This is a genomic window from Shinella sp. 838, assembly GCF_029623935.1.
In the GTDB taxonomy this organism is placed as follows: Bacteria; Pseudomonadota; Alphaproteobacteria; order Rhizobiales; family Rhizobiaceae; genus Shinella.
The window spans coordinates 1182083-1198928 of sequence record NZ_JARSBQ010000001.1; the positions used below are offsets into that span (position 1 = coordinate 1182083).

Genomic DNA, 16846 nt, shown 5'->3' on the forward strand with positions numbered 1-16846 from the left:
GATCGTATCGACCATGCGCCGAGACAAACATATCCGCTGGCTGATCGCGCCGGCCCTCGTGCTTCTGGCCGCCGGAACGCTCTACCCGGTCGTCTATGCCGGCTATCTCTCGCTGCTCCAATGGAACTGGGGTTCGGAGGCGAAATTCGTCGGGCTGCGGAATTTCGTGCGTATCCTGTCGGGCAGCGGCTTCTCGAAGGCGCTGTTCAACACCTTCTATTTCGCTGTCTTCGCCGTGGTCATCGAGACCCTGCTCGGCCTCGGCCTGGCGCTCGCCATCAACCGTATCCGCATCGGCGCGGGCCTGATCCGCACGCTGATGATCCTGCCGCTGATGGTTTCTGGCATCGCCGTGTCGCTGATCTGGAAGGTCATGCTCGATCCGACGCTCGGCATCGTCAACTACCTTCTGTCGCTCGTCGGCATTCCCGGTCCCGCCTGGCTCGGCACGGTGCCGACCGCCATGCCCTCGATCATCATGATCGACACCTGGTGGCAGACGGCCTTCACCTTCATCATTCTGTCCTCTGCGCTGAAAAGCCTGCCGGCCGAGCCCTTCGAGGCAGCGCGGCTGGAGGGGGCGACACCCTTCCAGACCTTCCGCCACGTCACGTTGCCGATGCTCAAACCGGTGCTGATCACCATTGTCATCTTCCGCACCATCGACACGCTGAAAGTCTTCGACATCATTTTCGGCACGACCGGCGGCGGGCCGCTCAGGGCCACCGAAAGCGTGCAGACACTCGCCTACCAGACGGCCTTCAAGTCCTACAAGTTCGGCGAGTCCGCGGCCATCGCCGTCGTCTTCTCGCTGATCATCCTGACGCTTTGCATCATCTACCTGATGATCGACACCGATGAAGGAGAAAAGGCATGAGCGCTTCCACCCGCCGCGCCCTCTGGCCCTATGCGGTCGCCGTCCTCGCCGTCGCCGTCTCGCTGTTTCCGATCTTCTGGATCCTGACCATCGCGCTGAAGACGCAGGTCGACGCCTTCGCCATGCCGCCGGTCTGGTTCTTCACGCCGGTCTGGGAGAATTTCGTCAAGGCGTGGTTCTCGACGGGTTTTTCCGGCGCGTTCCTCAATAGCTTGATCGTCTGCGCCATCGGCAACGTGCTGGCTCTCGCCGCCGGCATTCCGGCCGCCTATTATCTCAACAAGAAGCATGTGCCGGGACGCCGTACGATCCTGATTTGGCTGCTCGTTTCCTACATGCTGCCGGAATTCCTGTTCATCGTGCCGATCTATGTGCTGTTCCAGTCCATCGGGCTCTACGACACGGTGATCGGCCTGGCGCTGATCTACCAGGTCTTCACGCTGCCCTTCACGATCTGGCTGCTGCGCGCCTTCTTCGCCGATATTCCCGAAGCGCTTGCCGAAGCGGCGCGACTGGAGGGCGCGAGCACGTTGCGCATCGTCTGGACGATCTACGTGCCGATCGCGGCACCGGGCATCGCCGCCACCGTCATCCTCAATTCCATCAAGATGTGGAACGAGCTGACCATCGCGCTCGCGCTGACCTTCGAGAAGGCGCAGACCGTGACGCTCGCCGTCGCCGGCTTCCGTGGCTACGCCTCCATCGACTGGGGCGCGATGTCGGCTGCCTCCATCATCATCATCCTGCCCATGGCGCTGTTCGCCATTCTGGCGCAACGGCGCATCGTCCAGGGCCTCAGCCTCGGCGCGGTCAAGTAAGCCCCCGATCAATCAAGGAAAAAAGCCATGTCCGCCGTTTCCCTGGAAGGCATCGATATCTCCTACGGCTCCGTCGATGTCGTGCGCAATCTCGATCTCGACATCAAATCGGGCGAGTTCGTCGTCTTCGTCGGCCCCTCCGGCTGCGGCAAGTCGACGACGCTGCGCCTGATCGCCGGGCTGGAGGAGGGCCGCTCCGGCAACATCTCCATCGGCGGCCGCGTCGTCAACGAGGTCGATCCGGCCCGGCGCGACGTCGCCATGGTGTTCCAGAACTATGCGCTCTTCCCGCATATGTCGGTCGCCGACAACATCTCCTTCGGCATGCGGCTGCGCGGCGAGGCGAAGGACAAGATCGCGGCGAGCGTGGCGGAGGTGGCGCGCATGGTCGGTCTTCAGGATCACCTGCACAAGCGGCCGGGCGCGCTTTCCGGCGGCCAGCGCCAGCGCGTGGCGCTCGCCCGCGCCATCGTGCGCAAGCCCGCGGTCTTCCTGTTCGACGAGCCGCTCTCCAATCTCGACGCCGAATTCCGTGCTGCCATGCGCCACGAGCTGAGCAAGCTGCACCGCGAGCTCGGCTCGACCATGATCTACGTGACCCACGACCAGGTCGAGGCGATGACGATGGGCGACCGCATCGCCGTTCTCGCCCCGCTGAAGCAGGCGGGTCGTTCGAACCTCATGCAGTTCGGCACGCCGGAAGAGGTCTATCATCGCCCCGCCAACCTTTTCGTCGCCAAGTTCATCGGCTCGCCGCCGATGAATTTCTTCGAGGGCCGGGCGGACGGCGGCGACATCCGTATCGGCGGTCTGACCCTTCCCGGCGCGCGCCATCTTCCCGCCGTACTGACCGTCGGTATCCGCCCGGAACACGTTCGCCTTGGCGCGGGCGAGGGGGCGTCCATCATCGGCACGGTCGAGGGCGTCGAAAACCTCGGGCACGAAAAACTCTGGTTCCTGTCCACCCCGGAAGGCCGCATCATCGCCCGTACGCCCGATGGGGTCAGCCATGCGGTTGGCGAGCGTGTCGATGCGCATTTTGCAACGGACAAGCTGCACCTCTTCGACCGCGCGACGGGCGGGCGGGTCGAGATAGAGGGGTAGCGACGCGCCATCAACCGCCCGGTCACCGCGAGTGGTTGTCATCGGGGTGCCGGCAGTGCTCGCCTGTGGGGTTACGAATTCACCACCGTGCGAAACGCCTGGGCGAGTTTCCGGACTGCGACGTCCATCTCCGCCGGCGTATAGGCGGCAAAGCCCATCAGGAAGCCCGCCTTGCCATGGCCGCCTGCGTGAAGCGACGACAGGCCCAGTAACTCGATACCGGTCCGGCGGGCTGCCTCGACAGCGGCATGTTCGGAGAGGTTGCCGGTCAGCACGCACGGCATCTGCAGGCCGCCGATGGGAACGCGCGGTTCCACGAACCCGGACAGATGTGCCCGAACGAGACCGACCAGCACCTCCAGGCGTGCGGCATAGACGCTGCGCATCGTGCGGACATGCGCGCCAAAATGCCCACCCTCCATGAAGCGGGCGAGCGTCAGTTGCGCAAGCGGCGCCGAATGCCCGTCGAGCAAGGTGCGCGCGACGGTCATCGGCTGCACGAGCGCGGGCGGCAGCAGTGCATAGCCGATCCTCAGGCCCGGAAAGAGCGATTTGGTGAAGGTGCCGATATAGATGGTCCGCTCGTGCGGATCGAGGCCCTGCACGCAGGCGGTCGGTTTGCCGGCATAGTGAAACTCGCTGTCATAGTCGTCCTCGATGATCCAGCCCTCGTGGCGGGCCGCCCATTCGATGAGGGCGAGGCGGCGGTCGAGCGCCAGCGTGGCGCCCGTCGGGAACTGGTGGGAGGGCGTCAGGAAGACAGCCCTGGCACCCCGGGGCTCGGCCATGATCTGTTCGGCCATCAGCCCCTGGCGATCGAGGCGGACGGGCACGCAGTCGAGTGCCGCTGCTTCGAAGGCCCTGCGCGCGCCATAATAAGCCGGGTCTTCGATGAAAATGCGGTCCCCGGGATCGAAGAGCATCGTCGCGCACAGCGTCAGGGCCTGTTGCGAACTGGTGAGAACCAGCATCCGGTCGGCTGTGGCGCGGGCACCGCGCTCGAGGTTGATGTAGTCGGCAATGGCGCGTCGCAACGGTTCGGTTCCCTGCGGATCGCCGTGAAGCAGCGCGCCGGTGCCGACCTCCTTCAACACCTGCCGCTCGAGGCGTTCCCACAGGTGCAGCGGGAATGTGCGCGTCTCCGGCACGCCGGGTGCGAAAGGTCTCGGTGCGAGCGGTTCGCGAACGCCGCCGCTGCGGAACATGGCTTCGCCGCGCTTGCTGAGGGCGGGCGCCTGTTTGCGCACCCGCCGGTCGCGCGGTGCGGGCCGGCGCGGTGGCGAGAACTCGGTCATCTCGGATACGAAGCTGCCGCTGCCGACCCGGCGCTCGATGAAGCCCTCGGCGTGAAGCTGGGCGTAGGCCGCCTCGACAGTGTCGCGCGAGACACCGAGCGACCCGGCAAGCGCCCGCGAGGCGGGCAGGGGCTTTCCCGCGCCAAGTGCGCCGTCGAGAATCAACTGCCGGATCGCCCGCTGGATCCGCGCGTGAAGCGGCAGGGCCGCATGGGCGGGCTGGGCAAGCCAGGCCTTTACGGTTTCCAGTTGGGAATGCCTGAACAATTGGTCTGAGCCTTCTTGACGAAATGGATGGGATAATCCGGCCATTTGCCGGCTAGATGTCAAGCCCTTCGTCGGCCATGCGCCGTCGCGTCCAGGAGCTTCGTCACAACATGTCCCCCGTACCATCGCCCATCCGCCTCCATGATCTGACGCATCCCGTCGTTGCCGGGTTGATCTCCGTCATCGTCAATTATGGCGGCACCTTCATTCTCGTCTTTCAGGCTGCCAAGGTTGCGGGCCTCGGCCCGGACCTGACGGCGTCCTGGGTCTGGTCTGTTTCCATCGGCGTCGGCGTGACCGGGCTTGTTTTGAGCTGGCACTATCGCGAACCGATCATCACCGCCTGGTCGACACCGGCGGCGGCGTTCCTCGTCACCGCGCTCGCCACCACGTCCCATGCGGAAGCGGTCGGTGCCTACATGGTTTCGGCGGCTGCCTTCGTCGCGCTCGGCCTTTCGGGTTGCTTCGAGAAGGTCATCCGGCTGATCCCGCCGGGCATCGCATCCGGCCTGCTCGCCGGTATCCTGCTGCAGTTCGGCATCGGCGCGTTCAGCGGCGCGAGCGTCGATCCGTTGCTGGTCGGTCTGCTCATTCTCGCCTATGTCGTGTTGAAGCGGTTCTGCGCCCGTTATGCCGTGGTCGGCATCCTCGTGCTCGGGCTGGTCTTCCTGCTTGCGCAGGGCAGGGTCGAGCTGTCAGGCCTTGCGCTGAAATTTGCCGCACCGGTCTTTACCATGCCAGAATTCTCGCTGAATGCGCTGCTGTCGGTCGCGTTGCCGATGTTCCTCATCACATTGACCGGCCAGTACATGCCCGGAATGCTGGTGCTCCGCAACGATGGCTTCAGGACGAGCGCCAATCCGATCCTTGCCGTGACGGGGCTCGGTTCCCTCGTCATGGCGCCCTTCGGATCCCACGCCTTCAACATCGCGGCGATCACGGCTGCCATCGCCACCGGCCGGGAAGCCCATGAGGATGGTCGCAAACGCTGGATCGCCGGGATTGCCGCAGGCTGCTTCTACGTGCTCGTCGGGGTGTTCGGCGTGACGCTTGCGGCCGTCTTCATGGCCTTTCCCGCAACCTTCATCACCACGCTCGCCGGTCTCGCCCTGCTCGGCACGATCGGCGGCAGCCTTGCGGGGGCGATGGCCGATCCGTCCTCCCGCGAGGCTTCGCTCATCACCTTTCTCGCCTCCGCCGCGAACATCAACCTGCTTGGCATCGGCGGGGCCTTCTGGGGGCTGGTCATCGGACTTCTTGCCTATGGCGTGCTGAATGGCCGGGTGCGTCTGCCCCGGCCTACGGGGCCTGTCAGCCCCGGAAAGGTGGCGGACAGGCAATGGCGGCCATAAGTTTGTGCTCCTAGAACGTGGTTTCAAGCTCGGCCACGAGACGCGCCAGTGCCGTATCGCAACGCTCGAGCTGGGCGTGGCTGACAAATTCGTCCGGCTTGTGGCCCTGCTCCATCGAGCCGGGGCCGCAGATCGCGGTGGAAAGGCCAAGCCCCTCCTCGAAGAGGCCGCCCTCGGTGCCGAAGGCGACCTTGTGCGTGCTCTCGTCGCCGAGGATCCTCGTCAGGAGACGTACGGCGGGTGCGTCGGTTCGGGTGTTGAGGCCGGGATAGTCCGAGACGGGCTCGATCTCGATACAGGCCATGGGAAACAGATTGCGATAGGGGCTCGCGATGGCCTCGGCATCGGCCGCGATGGCGGCGAGGATGGCGTGCGGGTCGTCCTCGGCGATGGTGCGGATCTCGAAGTCGATCTCGCAGCGGTTCGGCACGATGTTGAGCGCGGTGCCGCCATGCATCATGCCCGCGTGGATGGTCGAATAGGGGATATCATAGTCGGGGTCGCGCGCACCGTTTTCCGCAAGCGCCTCTTGCCGCGTCTGCAGCGCCTTTATGAAGGCAGCGCCGAGATGCAGCGCGTTGAGGGCGTTCGGGGCGAGGGCGGAATGGCCTTCCTGTCCGTGGCAGCAGGCGCGGAGCGCCTGCTTGCCCTTGTGGCCGGTGGCGATGCGCATCTCCGTCGGCTCCCCGACGATGCAGAGCGCCGGCCGCTCGGCGCGCCCCGCCAACGCCTCGATCATGCCGCGCACGCCCATGCAACCGATCTCCTCGTCATAGGAAAGCGCGAGATGCAGGGGGCGTTTCAGCGGCCGGCCGGCAGCAAGGAGCGCGGCGCGAAGGCTCGCCGCGACGAAACCCTTCATGTCCGCCGTACCGCGACCGTGGAGACGTCCGTTGCGCTCGGTCAGCGTAAAGGGATCGCTGCTCCAGGCCTGTCCCTCCACCGGCACGACGTCCGTATGGCCCGACAGGACAACGCCGCCCGGCCCCTCGGGACCGATGCTGGCCCAGAGGTTGGCGCGGCTGCCGTCCGGATGGGCGAAACGCTCGATGCGTGCGCCTGCCGGGCGCAGAAGCCCTTCCACATGGTCGAGCAGCGCAAGGTTCGAGCGGCGCGAGATCGTCGGCTCTGCGACGAGGCGGGCGAGAATGTCGGGCGTCGAGGGGATCATGGTTCAAAGATCGCCCGGCACGCCGTAACTCGGCGCCCCCGAAGGATTGAGCGCACGCGTCACATAGGCGTCCATCTCGCCGCGCCAGCGCTCCCACAGCACGGCGCAATCTTCGATCGGGTCGCCGTCGGTCCAGTCGACGCGCAGGTCCGCAACGTTCCAGGAAACCTTGTCGACCATGACGAGGCCCATGGAATGGACCGGTCCTTCCTCGCCGCCGGCGGCGACGGCCGCACGCATCGCTGCAATCAGCCGGTCGCCGAGATGCTTTCCGGTGGCGGCTTCGAAGGCCTCGACCATCGTCTGCGGGATAGCCGTCGTCGTCAGCATGTTGCCGGCGGCGACCACGTTGTTGCCGCGCGCCGTCGCATGGGTGCCGAGGGTTCTCGCGCCCGAATAGGCGGCCGTGCGGCCCGCCGCATCGACGAGGGCGAGCTGGCGGTATTCGATATGCGGGGCTTCCGCAACGAGGCGTTCGAGTGCGGCCTCAGCCGACAGTCCGCCCGCCATCAGCTCAAGCCCCTTCGGGCCGAGCCGGGGATCGGTGACGTTCTGCGTCGAGACGGCGCCGACGCCGGCGCGCACATGGGCGCAGCGCGCCGCAACGCTCGGCGAGGACGAGGACACGGCGATGCCGAACATGCCGGTATCGGCGCAGCGGCCCGAGACGGAAAAGGTCATGCGGTCCTCCTTCACGCTTCGTCGGGAATGACGGCGGTCGCCTCGATCTCGACCAGCCATTCCGGACGGGCGAGCGCCGAGACCACGAGGCCGGTGGAGACGGGGAACACGCCCTGGAGATACTTGCCCATCTCCGTATAGACGGCCTCGCGATAGCGGATGTCGATGAGATAGACGACGACGCGGCAGATATGGCTGAGGTCGGAGCCCGCCTCCTCGAGCAGCATCTTGATGTTTTCCATGGCCTTGCGGGCCTGCGCGCCGGCATCGCCGATATGCAGGCTCTCGCGCGTGTCGAGATCCTGTGCGATCTGCCCGCGCACGAACACCGTCGCCCCGCGCGCCACCACCGCCTGGCAGAGGTCGTTGTTCAGCTTTTGCTCGGGGTAGGTTTCCCTGGTGTTGAAGGGGCGGATGCGGGTGTGCACGGGCATGGATGTCTCCTTGACGATGGCGGGGAGCGCCGCGGTTACCCGCGGCGCCATGGCGAACTATTGCAGAAGCTGTGTCCAGACGCGGGTCACGAGGTCCTGCGCGGCGGCCGAGCAGGTGCGCGAGAAGGTGATCGGCACGTCGGGATAGAGCTCGGGTGCCTTGTCCTTGGTGTAGGTGACCTTCTCCTGCACGACCTTCATCGGCGAGGAATGGGCGTAGAAGTTCATCTGCTCGGTGGCGTTTTCCTGTGTGGAGAGGAACTCGATGAACTTTACCGCATTGTCGCGGTTCGGCGCGCCCTTGGGGATGACGAGGCTGTCCATCCAGCCGACAAGCCCTTCCTTGGTCATGGCGAGGCTGACGGGCGAACCGGCCTTGCGCGCCTTCAGCGAATCCCCGTCCCACCAGAAATGGGCCGAGACCTCGCCGGAGGCGAGACGGCTTGCGATATTGTCGGAGGAGTAGGCGGCGACAGCCGGCTTCTGGGCCATCAGCAGATCCAGAACCTTCTTCATCTCCGCCTGGTCCTCCGAGCAGAAGGGCACGCCGAGATAGAGCTGGGCCGCGCCGATCACCTCGTCAGGATAGGAGAGCAGGGCGATCTTGCCCTTCAGCTCACCGTCCGGCTCAAAGAAGTATTTGAAGCTGTCGGTCGGTCCCTTGTACTGATCGGTGTTCACCACGAAGCCGGCAGTGCCGTAGGCGAGGGGGATCGAATAGGCCTGTTGCTCGTCCCACCACTGGTTGCGCCATTTCTCCTCGATGTTCTCGTAGGCCTTCAGCTTGCTGGCCTCGAAATTCTCGATAAGGCCCTCGTCGATCATGACGCGCAGGAAATGCTGCGACGGCGTGGCGATGTCGTAGCCGGAGGAGCCGGCCTGCAGCTTGGTGAGAAGGTCCTCGTTGGAGGTGAAGCTGTCGACATTCACCTTGACGTCGTTCTCCTTGGAGAACTTTTCGATGAGGGCCGGCGAGATGGATTCGGCCCAGGCATAGATGTTCAGTTCTCCCGCGGCCTGTGCGCCGGTGGCGAAGCAGAGGGCAAGGGCCGTGGCTGCAAGATAGGTCTTCATTGTCTGTTCCTCTCTTTGATTATGGTTCGGCGTTCTCACGGGCGCCGCGCGCCGCGACCAGGAGCGCAACGGTGGCAAGGATGAGTGAGGCAAGGATCAGCAGGGTCGCGATGGCGTTCAGCTCCGGCGATGTGCCGGCGCGGATCAGCGAGAAGATGTAGACGGGCAACGTCGTCGAGCCGCCCGTGGCAAGCAGGTTCGAGGTGATGAAGTCGTCCATCGAAATGAGGAAGGCGAGCATCGCGCCGGAGAAGACACCGGGGAAGATCAGCGGCAGCGTCACCCGGCGGAAGGTCGTCCAGCGATCCGCATAGAGGTCGGCGCTCGCCTCCTCGAGATCGAGCGACATGCCCTGCAGGCGGGCGCGAATCGGCAGGAAGGCGAAGGGCGTGCAGAAGGCGGAATGAGCGACGACGAGCCGCAGCATGCCGTTCTGGATGTCGAGCAGCGAGAACAGGATGAGCGTGGCGACGGCGAGCACGATTTCCGGCAGGAGCAGCGGCAGGTTGACGATCGTCTCGGAAAGCTTGCGGAAGCGCAGGTCCTTGCCGCGGATGATTGCGAGCGCGGCGGAAAGCGCGATGAGGGTGGAGACGGCGGTCGCGATGGCGGCCACCATCAGCGAGGTCGTCAGCGCGTTCATCAGCGCGGCATTGTTGAGTGCCGAGCCGTACCAGTCGAGGGAAAAGCCCGTCCAGACACCCGCAACGCGGTTGGCGTTGAAGGAGTAGACGACGATGATGGCGAGCGGGGCGTAGAGGTAGAGGAAGAAGGCAGCGGTGAGGGCCCCGAGGCCCGGGTAGTGCTTGACGTCGTGGCGAATGTTCATGGCGTCACCTCCCGGCGGGCGGCGCGCAGCGCGGTGACGATCAGGAAGACCATGACGAGCGCCATCAGCGCCATGGCGATCGCCGCGCCGAAGGGCCAGTTGCGGCCGCCGCCGAACTGCAGCTGGATCAGCGAGCCCATCATCATCTGCTTGCCGCCCCCCATCAGCGTCGGCTCCAGCACCGCGCCGAGCGAGGGCACGAAGACGAGGATGGCGCCGGCCGTAAGGCCCGGGGCGGTCAGCGGCAGGATCACCCGGCGCAGCGTCACCCAGCGGTCGCCGTAGAGATCGTGCGACGCCTCGATCAGTGTGCCGTCGAGCTTTTCGATGGAGGCGAAGACCGGCAGGACCATCAGCGGCATGGCGGTATAGACCATCGCCGTCAGCGTCGCGCCGTCGTTGAACATGAAGCTCATGCCGGAAGAGAACCCGAAGGCTTCGAAGAGGCGCGGCAGGATGCCGTCCTTGCCGAGAATGATCATCCAGGCATAGACGCGCAGGATCATCGAGACCCAGAACGGCAGCGTCACGAGATAGACGAGGATTGCCTTGCGGCCGGGCGGCTGGCGCGAGATGAAATAGGCGACCGGCACGGCGAAGAGAAGGCAGATCAGCGTCGTCGCGCCGGCCAGCAGGAAGGTGCGGCCGATGATCAGAAGGTATTGCGGGGTGAACTCCAGCTCGCCCGTCCAGCCCTCGTTGAAGAGGATCTGGCGATAGCCCGCGAGGTTGAGGTCCCAGGCAAAGCCGCCATGGGCGCCGCGCGTGGCGAGCGAGACGGCGGCGATGATGAAGATCGGCAGGATCAGCGCAAAGCCCATCAGCAGCCGTGACGGCAGCAGGCCCCAGAAGGAGAGGTCGTGCCAGAAGCGGGTGCGCGGGGCGCGCTCCGTTCCGGCGGGGGCGTGGAGGGCGGTGTCGCTCATGCCGTCAGCACTCGCGCCGAAGCCACGACGAAGCCGACCGGAACCTTTGCGCCGAGCGGGATCGTGTCCCCCTCGCGCGAGGCGTTGCGGCGCGAGGCGCGCAGTTCGGTGCCCGCGACGTCGAGCGTGTAGTGGGTGTAGCCGCCCATATAGTTCTTGTTGGTGATGCGCCCCTCGAAGGTGACGCCGTCCGTCGCTCCCTGGGCCTGATTGCCGAGGTTGATCTTTTCCGGACGCACGGAAAGCGTCGCACGCCCCCGGGCCGTGGGGCCGGTGGCCGGTACGGTGATCGACAGGCCGAAGGGCGTGCGGACGGTCGCTTCCCCGGCCGCGGTTTCCAGCACTTCGACCTCCAGAAAGTTCGTCTCGCCGACAAAATCAGCAACGAAGCGGTTGACGGGCTCCTCGTAGATTTCCGTCGGCGTGCCGATCTGCTGCACCTCGCCGCCACCGAGAACGGCGATACGATCGGACATGTCGAGCGCTTCTTCCTGGTCGTGGGTGACGAAGACGAAGGTGATGCCGGTGTCGCGTTGCAGGGTGCGCAGTTCGTCGCGCATCGCCTGGCGCAGTTTAAGGTCGAGGGCGGAGAGCGGTTCGTCGAGCAGCAGCACTTCGGGCTCGGGCGCAAGCGCGCGGGCGAGTGCGATGCGCTGGCGCTGGCCGCCGGAAAGCTGGGCGGGCTTGCGTTTCGCCATCGCCGACATGTGCACGCGTTCCAGCATCTCGCCGACGCGGCTCTTGATACGCGCCTTGTCCCAGCCGAGGTTTTCCAGGCCGTAGGCGACGTTCTGCTCCAGCGTCATGTGCGGGAAGAGGGCGTAGCTCTGGAAGACGGTGTTGACGCGGCGCTTGTGCGGCGGGATGGCGACGACCTCCTTGCCGTTGAGCAGTATCGAGCCGGTGTCCGGGCTTTCGAAGCCGGCCAGCATGCGCAGCAACGTGGTCTTGCCGCAGCCGGAGGGGCCGAGCATGGTGAAAAATTCGTTGCTGCCGATGTCGAAGCTGACGGATTTCAGCGCCTGATAGGCCCCGAAGGTCTTCGAGACCGATTTCACTTCGATGGCCTTGGGCTGGGTCATGCCGTGCTCCTCACGCCGGTTCGAGCTGGGTGACTTCGCGGCGGAAGGGCAGGTCGTCGCCGATATCGGCCGTGTCCAGTTCCCGCGCGTAGCGATGGCCGGCATAGGTCGCCCAGGCGATGGGGGCCGGGGCGCTGGCGTCGCCGATGATCTTTATGCTCCTGATGCCGGCGTCGGCCCAGTCGTCCTTGCGGGCGATCAGGTCGTTGTAGAGCGCATCTTCGGCAAGGCGCGAGGCGACCATGACCACGGCGTCGCAGCCGATGGTTTTCCGGCGGCCGGTATAGGTGCAGTTGGTCTCGACCTCGCCGGCGCGGATGGCGGTGACGCCGCGGTTGAGGCGGATGTCGACGCCGAGATCGTCGAGGCGCACATGGATCGCGCCCTGTTCCAGCGTGTTGCGCGTCCAGTCGGAGACATAGGCCGAGGGCGTGACGAGGATGACGCTCGCGCCGGCCTTGGCCATCACCTCGGCCATCACGCCGCCCATGTAATAGTGGTCGTCGTCGTAGACCACGACGGTCTTGCCGGCGAGGTTTTCCGGGTGGACCTTGCCCATGATGTCGTCGGGCGTCCAGACGGTCATGGCGGGATCGATCGGCATGGGCACGACATGCTGGCGGGCGACGCCATCGCGCCGCCAGCGCGAGCCGGTGGCGATGGCGACATGTTCGAAGCCGAAGCCGAGCACGTCCTCGGCGGTGAGGCGGCTGTCGAAATAGGTCTCGACATTGGTGCGCTGGGAAATCTGGTACTGGCGGTAATCGACCACGCGGCCCCAGGCGGAAAGGCCGGGCAGCAGCCGTTCGCGCGAGACACGGCCGCCGAGCGTCGTGGTGGCTTCGGCCAGCGTCACGTCATAGCCGCGCAGCGAGAGGGCGCGGGTGGCCTCCAGCCCGGCGGGGCCTGCGCCGACGACGAGCACGGTCTGGCTCTCGCCCTTCTCGTTCATGCGCTCCGGGTGCCAGCCCTTGCGCCATTCCTCCATGAAGGTCGGGTTCTGCGTGCAGCGGCTGATCGACATGGTCATGTCGCCGGTGATGCACATGTTGCAGCCGATGCACTCGCGGATATCCTCGATGCGGCCTTCCTCGATTTTCTTCGGCAGGAAGGGATCGGCGATGGAGGGGCGGGCGCAGCCGATGAAATCCAGCACGCCCTGGCGGATCATGCGCGCCATCACATCCGGCGAGGTGAAGCGGCCGACGCCGACGACGGGTTTTGACGAAAGCTCACGGATACCCTTGACCAGAATTTCCTGCGCGCCCTCCTCCTTGAAGCGGGAGGGCCCGGAACAGTCTTCCCATGCGCCGTGCGCGAGGTCCCAGAGATCCGGCAGATCGGCGTTCATCTCGACGAATTCGCGCACCTCGGCATTGGAGAAGCCGAGTTCGCCGATGGTCTCATCCAGGCTGACGCGCATAGTGATCGCGGTCGTATCGCCGACCGCATCGCGGATATCGGCCACCACCTCACGGGCGAAGCGCGAGCGGTTTTCCAGGCTGCCGCCATAGTCGTCGGTGCGCTGGTTGGTGGCGCGCGACAGGAAGTGCTGGAAGATGCCGAACCCGTGCGCGCCGTAAAGACAGATCAGGTCGAAGCCGGCGAGCTTCGAGCGCTTGGCGGCGTTGACGAACCAGCGGCGGAGATTCTTGATGTCGGTGAGGTCGAGCGCGCGGGCCTGCACCGGATCGTTGGTGAAGGTGCGGATCGGCAGCGCGGAGGGCGCGAGCGGCACTTCCTTGGTATAAAAGTTCGGGCCGTTGATGCCGGAATAGGCGAGCTGGATGCCGGCGAGCGCGCCGTGCACCTTCATCGCGTCGGACATGCGGCGAAGGCCGGGAATGTCCTTGTCCTCCCACAGGCGCAGCTCGATGAAGGGCGTGATTTCCGAGGTGTGGTGCATCTCGGTCTGCTCGGTGAAGATGACGCCCCAGCCGCCCTCGGACTTGATGCCGCGCATCGCCGCCGCCGCCGAGGGGTCCCGGTAGCCGCCGCCGTTGCAATGCGGCACCTGGTAGAACCGGTTTTTGGCGACGTGCGGGCCGATCGCGCGGGGTTCGAACAGGATGTCGTATTTGGCGTCACGCATGGCAATCCTCGGGGTTTGTGAGGCTATAGGATTGGGGGAAGGGCTTCGGGTAAATGATGCGTTCCGGAAGCATGGATTAGGTTCAGGCTAATCGAGACTGTTTGCCGGACTGCCCGATATCCTCGATCGATGCGAGGATATTCAGTCTCTTGCAAAATATCTTTTGATTTCAGTCAATTATGAAAAATTTTGGCGCCGCCCCCCCGCAATGCATGTGATCGCGGCGGGAGCCGGCGCCCTGATGGTCGATGGCCGGGCGGCCGATGCCTAGTATTTCACCCACACGGTTTTGAGCGCGCAGTACTTGTCGAAGCTGTGAAGGGAGAGATCGCGACCGAAACCGGACTGCTTCATGCCGCCGAACGGTGTCATCGCTGAGAGCGCGTCGACCGTGTTGACCGAAACCGTCCCAGCGTGGAGACGGTCGGAGACGGAGAGCGCACGCGAAAGGTCCTTCGTCCAGACGGATGCGGCAAGCCCGTATTCGCTGTCGTTCGCCATGCGCAGCGCCTCTTCGTCGCTGTCGAAAGGCGTGATGGCGAGGACGGGGCCAAAAATCTCCTCGCGGGCGATGCGGGCATCCGGCGCGACGTCGTTGAAGATCGTCGGCTGGATGTAGCAATCCGAGCCATTGCGTGTCTCGCGTTCGCCGCCATGGGCGAGGCGGGCTTCCTTGCGGCCGATGTCGATATAGGAGGCGACGCGGTCGGCATGGGCCCTTTCAACGAGCGGGCCCATGCGGGTTGCGGGATCGAGCGGATCGCCGAGTGGCCAGGCGGCGGTGGCGGCGATGACCTTCTGCGTGAACTCCTCCTGCACGGAGCGGTGCACCAGCAGGCGCGAGTTGGCCGAGCACACCTCGCCGGAGTTGAACAGGATGCCGAAGGCCGCCATCTCGGCCGCCTTGTCGAGATCGGCATCGGCGAAGACCAGACTGGGCGACTTGCCACCGGTCTCCAGCCAGACCTGCTTCATGTTGCTTTGCCCGGCATAGGTCATGAAGAGCTTGCCGACCTTGGTCGAGCCGGTAAAGACGAGCGCGTCGACATCGCCATGCAGGCCGAGCGCCCGGCCGGCATCCTCGCCATAACCGGGCACGACATTCAGCACCCCGTCCGGCAGGCCCGCCTCGGAGGCGAGTTCGGCCAGCATCAGGGCGGAGAGCGGCGATTGTTCGGCTGGTTTCAGCACCACGGAATTGCCCGTGGCGAGCGCCGGCGCGAGCTTCCACGTCGCCATGTCGAGCGGAAAGTTCCACGGCACGACGGCGCCGATGACGCCGAGCGGCACGCGGCGGATCAGGGCGAGATCGCCGCGGCCGGTGGGCGCGATCTCGTCGTAGAGCTTGTCGATGGCCTCCGCGTGCCACTGGAAGAAGTGGGCGGAGCCGGGCGCATCGATGGTCGAACTGTCGGTAATCGGCTTGCCGACGTCGAGTGTTTCGAGAAGGGCGAGTTCCGGGATGTTGTCGCGGATGAGGACGGCGAGGCGCAGCAACACCTCCTTGCGCTCGGCTGGCGACTTGCCCGACCAGCGGCCGTCGTCGAAGGCGCGGCGCGCCGAGGCCACGGCGGCGTCGATATCGTCAGCGGTGCCGCGGGAAACCGCCGTCAGCACTTCGGCATTGGCCGGGTTCACGGTCTCGAACCGGCCGCCCTTTGCCGCCTCGCGAAAGCTTCCGTCGATGTAGAGGCCGTTGCGGAACTTCAGGCGTGCGGCGCGCTCGCGCCATTCGGTCGTCGTCGTCATGCATTGCCTTTCTCTTGCTGGGCGGCATCGGCGCAAACCGGCAGGTCCATACCCATGCCGCGGATCGTCTCGCCGCAGAAATCGATGAAGCGCCGGACGGTGAGTGCCGGGGTCGAACCGGCCATCGACAGGATGCCCATGCGCATCGGACGCAGGTTTCCCGTCAGCGGCACAAAAGTCAGCCGGCCGCCATCCAGCGCATAGGTGGAGACTGGCCGGATATTGGCGATGGAATAGCCGAAGCGGTTGGCGACCATGGCGCGCATCACGGACATGTCGCGTGTGCGCTCGGCGATATGCGGTGTGAGGCCGGCCTCGCGGAAGAGCGACAGGAAGTAGGCCGAGCTGTGCGGCAGGTCGAGCAGGATCATCGGATGGGGTGCAAGATCCTCCACCGTGACACCGCTGCGGCCGGCCAGCGGATGATCCTCGTGCAGCACCGCATAGGGCGGCAGGACCGCCAGCTCGTGGAAGGTCACGTCGGCGGGAATGTCGAGGTCGTAGCTGAGTGCGATGTCGAAGCGCGCCATGCGCAAGCCTTCGAGAATGCGCGCCTGGTCGCGCTCGTACTGGAAGAAATCGACGTCGGGATAGGCGTCGGAAAAGGCGCGGCGCAGCGAGGGGATGACGGCCTGCGCAAAGGTGACGAGGCAGGCGACATGCAGCGGCCCGCGCACCTGGCCCGTCAGTTCGTTGGAAAGGGCGTTGAGCTTTGCGGCCTCTGAGAGGATCTGCCGTGCCTGCGCGACGAAGCTGTGGCCGGCCTGGGTCAACGACAAGCCATGTGCGTGACGGCGCACGAAGAGGTTGATGCCGAATTCCTTCTCGAGCTGCGAGATCGCGGCCGAGACGGATGGGGCGGAGACGTTGACCCGTTCGGCCGCCTCGGTGACCGAGCCGAATTCCCCGACCGCGACGAGATATTCCAGTTGCCGGAGCGTGAAGCGCAACACCATGTCTGTTCCCCTGTTGAGGCGCCAATTAAGGAACAGATTCGCACGCGCGGAAAGGGCACGCTCCTCGGGATTGTGAATGACGGGCTCGTCTTCGGGGGCGGAATGTCGGTTCATGGCATGCTCGCTTCCTCCTTGCGGG

Annotated in this window: 15 protein-coding genes; 4 read left to right on the forward strand and 11 right to left on the reverse strand. The window is 65.4% G+C overall.

Features of this window, described 5'->3' with window-relative positions; translation table 11 throughout:
- The first annotated feature begins 13 nt into the window (after positions 1–13).
- Genes P9A16_RS05570 through P9A16_RS05580 form a run of 3 tightly spaced genes read left to right on the forward strand, consistent with a single transcriptional unit; the run spans position 14 to position 2799 of the window.
- Complete coding sequence (locus tag P9A16_RS05570) at positions 14–877, forward strand: carbohydrate ABC transporter permease (protein WP_023516777.1); 864 nt, start codon at positions 14–16, stop codon at positions 875–877.
- Complete coding sequence (locus P9A16_RS05575; RefSeq protein WP_024271533.1) at positions 874–1695, forward strand: carbohydrate ABC transporter permease; 822 nt, start codon at positions 874–876, stop codon at positions 1693–1695. Before P9A16_RS05570 ends, P9A16_RS05575 begins: the two co-directional genes overlap by 4 nt.
- Before the next feature lie 27 nt (positions 1696–1722).
- Positions 1723–2799, forward strand: coding sequence for an ABC transporter ATP-binding protein (locus P9A16_RS05580; RefSeq protein ID WP_023513973.1), 1077 nt, complete (start codon positions 1723–1725; stop codon positions 2797–2799).
- Between the two features lie 71 nt (positions 2800–2870).
- Here the strand turns inward: P9A16_RS05580 and pdxR are convergent, their stop codons facing one another.
- Positions 2871–4361, reverse strand: coding sequence for a MocR-like pyridoxine biosynthesis transcription factor PdxR (gene pdxR, locus P9A16_RS05585; protein ID WP_023513974.1), 1491 nt, complete (start codon positions 4359–4361; stop codon positions 2871–2873).
- Between the two features lie 110 nt (positions 4362–4471).
- On the opposite strand from pdxR, the gene P9A16_RS05590 reads away from it, so the two are divergent.
- A complete protein-coding gene (locus P9A16_RS05590) occupies positions 4472–5713 on the forward strand; it encodes a benzoate/H(+) symporter BenE family transporter (RefSeq protein ID WP_023513975.1) in 1242 nt (413 codons plus the stop codon).
- A gap of 10 nt (positions 5714–5723) precedes the next feature.
- Here the strand turns inward: P9A16_RS05590 and argE are convergent, their stop codons facing one another.
- The 10 genes from argE to P9A16_RS05640 form a co-directional block, all read right to left on the reverse strand.
- The gene (gene argE, locus P9A16_RS05595) at positions 5724–6884 is read right to left on the reverse strand and encodes an acetylornithine deacetylase (RefSeq protein WP_023513976.1); all 1161 of its coding nucleotides are present in this window, start codon (positions 6882–6884) and stop codon (positions 5724–5726) included.
- 3 nt (positions 6885–6887) lie between these two features.
- A complete protein-coding gene (locus P9A16_RS05600) occupies positions 6888–7565 on the reverse strand; it encodes a DUF1028 domain-containing protein (protein WP_023513977.1) in 678 nt (225 codons plus the stop codon).
- An 11-nt stretch (positions 7566–7576) separates the two neighbouring features.
- The gene (locus P9A16_RS05605; RefSeq protein WP_023513978.1) at positions 7577–7999 is read right to left on the reverse strand and encodes a RidA family protein; all 423 of its coding nucleotides are present in this window, start codon (positions 7997–7999) and stop codon (positions 7577–7579) included.
- Positions 8000–8056: 57 nt separating this feature from the next.
- Positions 8057–9073, reverse strand: a complete 1017-nt coding sequence (locus P9A16_RS05610; protein WP_024271532.1) for an extracellular solute-binding protein — start codon at positions 9071–9073, stop codon at positions 8057–8059.
- A gap of 19 nt (positions 9074–9092) precedes the next feature.
- Entirely contained in the window at positions 9093–9902 is an 810-nt protein-coding gene (locus tag P9A16_RS05615; RefSeq protein WP_023516721.1) for an ABC transporter permease, read from the reverse strand.
- Positions 9899–10828 (reverse strand): ABC transporter permease, encoded by a 930-nt coding sequence (locus tag P9A16_RS05620; protein ID WP_023516720.1) that lies wholly within the window; start codon positions 10826–10828, stop codon positions 9899–9901. Before P9A16_RS05620 ends, P9A16_RS05615 begins: the two co-directional genes overlap by 4 nt.
- Positions 10825–11910: an ABC transporter ATP-binding protein gene (locus P9A16_RS05625; RefSeq protein ID WP_023516719.1), complete on the reverse strand. Its 1086-nt coding sequence runs from the start codon at positions 11908–11910 to the stop codon at positions 10825–10827. Before P9A16_RS05625 ends, P9A16_RS05620 begins: the two co-directional genes overlap by 4 nt.
- Before the next feature lie 10 nt (positions 11911–11920).
- Entirely contained in the window at positions 11921–14002 is a 2082-nt protein-coding gene (locus P9A16_RS05630; protein ID WP_024271531.1) for an oxidoreductase, read from the reverse strand.
- Between the two features lie 267 nt (positions 14003–14269).
- Positions 14270–15751: an aldehyde dehydrogenase gene (locus tag P9A16_RS05635; RefSeq protein ID WP_023512520.1), complete on the reverse strand. Its 1482-nt coding sequence runs from the start codon at positions 15749–15751 to the stop codon at positions 14270–14272.
- A complete protein-coding gene (locus P9A16_RS05640; protein ID WP_023512521.1) occupies positions 15748–16821 on the reverse strand; it encodes a LysR family transcriptional regulator in 1074 nt (357 codons plus the stop codon). Before P9A16_RS05640 ends, P9A16_RS05635 begins: the two co-directional genes overlap by 4 nt.
- Positions 16822–16846 lie beyond the last annotated feature (25 nt).

What these genes read in the sequence shown, in the direction of transcription:
- P9A16_RS05570 (WP_023516777.1), top strand. Translation starts at nt 14, where the DNA reads ATGCGCCGAGACAAACATATCCGCTGGCTGATCGCGCCGGCCCTCGTG.
- P9A16_RS05575 (WP_024271533.1), top strand. Translation starts at nt 874, where the DNA reads ATGAGCGCTTCCACCCGCCGCGCCCTCTGGCCCTATGCGGTCGCCGTC.
- P9A16_RS05580 (WP_023513973.1), top strand. Translation starts at nt 1,723, where the DNA reads ATGTCCGCCGTTTCCCTGGAAGGCATCGATATCTCCTACGGCTCCGTC.
- P9A16_RS05590 (WP_023513975.1), top strand. Translation starts at nt 4,472, where the DNA reads ATGTCCCCCGTACCATCGCCCATCCGCCTCCATGATCTGACGCATCCC.
- argE (WP_023513976.1), bottom strand. Translation starts at nt 6,884, where the DNA reads ATGATCCCCTCGACGCCCGACATTCTCGCCCGCCTCGTCGCAGAGCCG.
- P9A16_RS05600 (WP_023513977.1), bottom strand. Translation starts at nt 7,565, where the DNA reads ATGACCTTTTCCGTCTCGGGCCGCTGCGCCGATACCGGCATGTTCGGC.
- P9A16_RS05605 (WP_023513978.1), bottom strand. Translation starts at nt 7,999, where the DNA reads ATGCCCGTGCACACCCGCATCCGCCCCTTCAACACCAGGGAAACCTAC.
- P9A16_RS05610 (WP_024271532.1), bottom strand. Translation starts at nt 9,073, where the DNA reads ATGAAGACCTATCTTGCAGCCACGGCCCTTGCCCTCTGCTTCGCCACC.
- P9A16_RS05615 (WP_023516721.1), bottom strand. Translation starts at nt 9,902, where the DNA reads ATGAACATTCGCCACGACGTCAAGCACTACCCGGGCCTCGGGGCCCTC.
- P9A16_RS05620 (WP_023516720.1), bottom strand. Translation starts at nt 10,828, where the DNA reads ATGAGCGACACCGCCCTCCACGCCCCCGCCGGAACGGAGCGCGCCCCG.
- P9A16_RS05625 (WP_023516719.1), bottom strand. Translation starts at nt 11,910, where the DNA reads ATGACCCAGCCCAAGGCCATCGAAGTGAAATCGGTCTCGAAGACCTTC.
- P9A16_RS05630 (WP_024271531.1), bottom strand. Translation starts at nt 14,002, where the DNA reads ATGCGTGACGCCAAATACGACATCCTGTTCGAACCCCGCGCGATCGGC.
- P9A16_RS05635 (WP_023512520.1), bottom strand. Translation starts at nt 15,751, where the DNA reads ATGACGACGACGACCGAATGGCGCGAGCGCGCCGCACGCCTGAAGTTC.
- P9A16_RS05640 (WP_023512521.1), bottom strand. Translation starts at nt 16,821, where the DNA reads ATGAACCGACATTCCGCCCCCGAAGACGAGCCCGTCATTCACAATCCC.